Origin of the sequence: Aliivibrio sifiae (assembly GCF_002954705.1) — a bacterium.
Classification (GTDB): domain Bacteria; phylum Pseudomonadota; class Gammaproteobacteria; order Enterobacterales; family Vibrionaceae; genus Aliivibrio; species Aliivibrio sifiae_A.
This window is the reverse complement of record NZ_MSCO01000002.1, coordinates 617,912-621,674: the sequence shown is the minus strand read 5'-3', so window position 1 is coordinate 621,674 and position 3,763 is coordinate 617,912. Positions and strand designations below refer to the sequence as shown.

Annotated in this window: 6 protein-coding genes; 2 read left to right on the top strand and 4 right to left on the bottom strand. The window is 35.6% G+C overall.

Features of this window, described 5'->3' with window-relative positions; all coding sequences use genetic code 11:
• Window positions 1-176: 176 nt before the first annotated feature.
• Window positions 177-779, bottom strand: a complete 603-nt coding sequence (locus tag BTO22_RS13845; protein ID WP_105055993.1) for a putative adenosine monophosphate-protein transferase Fic — start codon at window positions 777-779, stop codon at window positions 177-179.
• Window positions 772-1,227, bottom strand: a complete 456-nt coding sequence (locus BTO22_RS13840; RefSeq protein ID WP_254106077.1) for a YhfG family protein — start codon at window positions 1,225-1,227, stop codon at window positions 772-774. Before BTO22_RS13840 ends, BTO22_RS13845 begins: the two co-directional genes overlap by 8 nt.
• A gap of 302 nt (window positions 1,228-1,529) precedes the next feature.
• On the opposite strand from BTO22_RS13840, the gene BTO22_RS13835 reads away from it, so the two are divergent.
• Window positions 1,530-1,802, top strand: a complete 273-nt coding sequence (locus BTO22_RS13835; protein ID WP_105055991.1) for a type II toxin-antitoxin system TacA family antitoxin — start codon at window positions 1,530-1,532, stop codon at window positions 1,800-1,802.
• Window positions 1,799-2,305, top strand: a complete 507-nt coding sequence (locus BTO22_RS13830; RefSeq protein ID WP_175354183.1) for a GNAT family N-acetyltransferase — start codon at window positions 1,799-1,801, stop codon at window positions 2,303-2,305. The genes BTO22_RS13835 and BTO22_RS13830 overlap by 4 nt, the downstream gene beginning before the upstream one ends.
• A 173-nt stretch (window positions 2,306-2,478) precedes the next feature.
• Here the strand turns inward: BTO22_RS13830 and BTO22_RS13825 are convergent, their stop codons facing one another.
• A complete protein-coding gene (locus tag BTO22_RS13825; RefSeq protein ID WP_105055990.1) occupies window positions 2,479-2,847 on the bottom strand; it encodes a hypothetical protein in 369 nt (122 codons plus the stop codon).
• A gap of 216 nt (window positions 2,848-3,063) precedes the next feature.
• Window positions 3,064-3,645, bottom strand: coding sequence for a hypothetical protein (locus BTO22_RS13820; protein ID WP_146107547.1), 582 nt, complete (start codon window positions 3,643-3,645; stop codon window positions 3,064-3,066).
• Window positions 3,646-3,763 lie beyond the last annotated feature (118 nt).

The following is a 3,763-nucleotide window of genomic DNA, read 5'->3' as shown; positions in this document are numbered from 1 at the left end:
TTTACTATTATCAGGTATCCATTTCATTTATTAATTATCCTAACTTCAACTAAAAACGTATAACGCCTGCATAACACGTTTGCTACTATGCAGATTAAGCTCAAATTTACCACTTAATACGGTAAAACCAAAGAAACCTAGAATGCCGAATGTAGCAAATCGTGTTGATGCGATTGTTAACTGCGCTTTTCAGCTTTAGTTACACAAACAGAAAACAGCTCTTTCATTGGCACATAATTACAATGATAGCCATGGATATTTGCGGCTACCCATTGCTCAGAAGTAATACCAGAAAAATTAATATTGTAACCACAGTTGATTGCAATATGCTCAAACAACAAACGTTGAGCGCGACCATTACCTTCACGAAATGGGTGTAGAACGTTAATATCGCAATAATACTCAGCTAGCTTAGTAAGAAATTCATCGTATGGAAGATCAGCTAAATACTTATCTTTTTCTAACATTGAAAACAGATTATTCGCTTCTTTTTCAATCCTACCTACATTACAAAAGCGTGTATTTCCCTTTGAAATGTCAATCGTTCTTAACTCGCCAGCCCATTCAAATAGATCGGAGAACAAAATGTGATGAATTGAACGCAGATAGCTGAAATCGTAAGGAGGTAATTGAAACTCCACATACATTGCAGCTAACGTTGTTAAATCACGTTCAGCTGCCTCTAATACAGCTTCATTGCTGATATTGAGCTTATTAACAAGAACCGTACTATTTTCGTAAGTATAAGGATCTTGTGTTGTGCCATATTTATCAGCCATTGAGCGCCTCTAACGAATTTACGTTTGAGTATTTGTTTAACAAAATTTGACGTTGTTGCTCTCTGTCGAGTGATAAATCAAAATCACTAGCAACATCATGTCCCTCTAAACGCATACTTTCTTTAAAGTTATCCATTTTAACTTGCTCGAAATAGGCATGCTTTTCTTCGTAAGAAGAAAGCATTGAATTACTTGGCATAACTAAATCAATGTCATTAAGTTGAGATTGGATCGCTTTCCCTGATTCAAAAACACCCCAGCTATTAATAGAAAAACGGAAGGTTCGACCTTGGCGCTCTCTTTGAATATTTAAGCCTAAATTTTCAACTAATGAGTTAACTACGGATTGTACTTTACGTTCAGAAATCCCAGTTGCAGCCACGATAGCTTGAGTATTTGGAGATTCCAATCGTGTCATTGCAGCTAAAACTAATAATTCGTACTTCATGTTTACCTCGCACATTTATGCGGAAATAATATTAGTCTACTACTCAAAGAGAATGATTACCATATTTGAAAGCTAAATTAACAAAGAAGCAGTTAACGCCTGCATAACACGTTTGCTACTATGCAGATTAAGCTCAAATTTACCACTTAACACGGTAAACTCAAAGAAACCTAGAATGCCGAATGTAGAAAATCGTGTTGATGCATTTGTTAACTGCGTGCCAAAGTGACACAAAACTTGTCAGCGTATAATAATTAAACTACAATTCACTTGTGCCACTTTGACACTGAATGGAGATTATTATGGCGACTGCATTACCTCGTATTACAGCACGTGTAGATATTGATACACAAGAACTACTCTCTCAAGCTGCGGCTATTGCTGGTATGTCTAGCATTAACTCATTTGTGCTTAGTGCAGCTGTAGAAAAAGCAAAAACTATTATGGAACGTGAACGTGCCCTGCAACTAAGTCAGCAAGATGCTATAACGTTAATGACTGCGTTAGACCAACCAGCTAAACCAAATAGCAAGTTACAAAAAGCAGCTTCACGTTATATGGATAAAACTCAATAATGAATACTGTCCAATTAGAAAAAGCTAAACATGACCGAAATCGTTTTGATTGTGGCATTACCGCACTCAATAATTACTTGAAAGTTATGGCAAGCCAACAAGCTAAGAAAGACAATACTCGCACTTTTGTTCTTGAGGATAAGCAATGTCCTGAGCACATTATTGGTTATTACACATTAACAATGACACCCATTGATATTCAGGATTTACCACCTAAATTACAAAAGAAGCATCACAGTGTAACTTCTGGTGGTTTAATTGCCCGCTTAGCCGTTGACCATAGATACAAAGGTCAAGGTTTCGGTGAATGGCTTTTGATTGATGCGCTTAGAAAGCTATTAATGGCAAGTGAAACCGTCGCCTTCCCTGTCGTCATTGTTGATGCAAAAGATGGCGCTGAATATTTCTATGAAAAATACGGTTTTACCGCATTCAAAGACGCTGATAACAAACTGTTTATTACAATTGCAGACATTAGAGCTAGTATCGGTGAATTAATTTAAACCGAGAAGCAGTTAACGCCTGCATAACACGTTTACTACCAAGCAATTATACTTAATATTGACGCCTTAAAACGAGAAACACCCGACAACCTGAGATGCCGAGTGTAGTAAATCGTGTTGATGCATTTGTTATATGCGAGCTCAGAGTGTAATTGCAATGGATTAATTTAGGACTATAGCTCTAAATTTGTACACATTTTTCCCCAAGCCATTTTAGCGAAGTCTTTTATCGCAATTCCTTTAGGCTCACCTTGTTGCTTGTACAATTGCCCAAACACAGCTTGAGACATACCAACAGAATAGCCCACCATGAAACCACGCTTAGTATTACTCAAATATTCACCGTTTGCATAAAAATCTAATTTTTCATACATATAATTCGTTATTTCATTACTAGCAGAGTCGTTATTAGTATAGGTTGCAGCGGCTGCACATAACGAGTGTTTAGACATTTGTTCATAGAACTCTTGCGTATTTTGCTTCGATAAAGCTTGAGCCCCAAATGAGGCTAATAATGTTGCGAGAAGCATAAAATATTTCATAGAAGTCACTTTTTTGTAATATTTAAACTAGAACCCATTATACAGAACAGCACTACTAATGCATGTGAATTTTACTCCAGCATATAACGCCTGCATAACACGTTTACTACTATGCAATTATACTTAATATTGAAGCCTTAAAACGAGAAACACCCGGCAAACTGAGATTGCCGAGTGTAGTAAATCGTGTTGATGCATTTGTTATGTGCTATTTACTTAAAAAAAACCTACAATACTGCATATTGATCCAATTAAACCAATTAGAAGTACGACCCAATGATTTAGCAGAGCATTCCTTACCTTATTGTTGGGTATATAGAATTTACCTTTATAGTTTAAATAGTTAATTCGTAGCCTATCCAAAAACGTTTCAGTGTACAAAGCACTGGTATATCGACTTAAAATAAAAAAATCTGTAATTATTTTTTTAATTACATTGTTAGTCAAATCATCAGGACTACTTAATACCGACCAAACTAAGCTTTCTATATGTGGCTGCCTTTGCTCTGAAACGAATGAGTACAGCAATACTATTACCTCTCCTGATGCTCCTTGAGATAATACAATCGCAGCTCCAGATTCAACATCCAAGCAGATATTCTGGTTATGTTGTAAGTTGTATTGGTCATTTGTTTCAAGGTACAAACCTATGGGGTGTTTACCAGAATGTAATTGAATTTGCCTTAACTCCTTATTCTCTGTGACATATAGACTATCAATAAATGAGCCTTGTCTTGAGTCATGAGCCAGCTTTTCAAAAGTTCTTAATACACGATATTTTTGAACACTCCAATTCAATCTTTTAATAAACCTTTTTTGTTGAGATTTTTTGTTTAACTTATATATTTTAGACAGATATGAATACATTTTATTTACAACTATAAATGAAAATTTGATTTACTAGGTATTAGAGCAC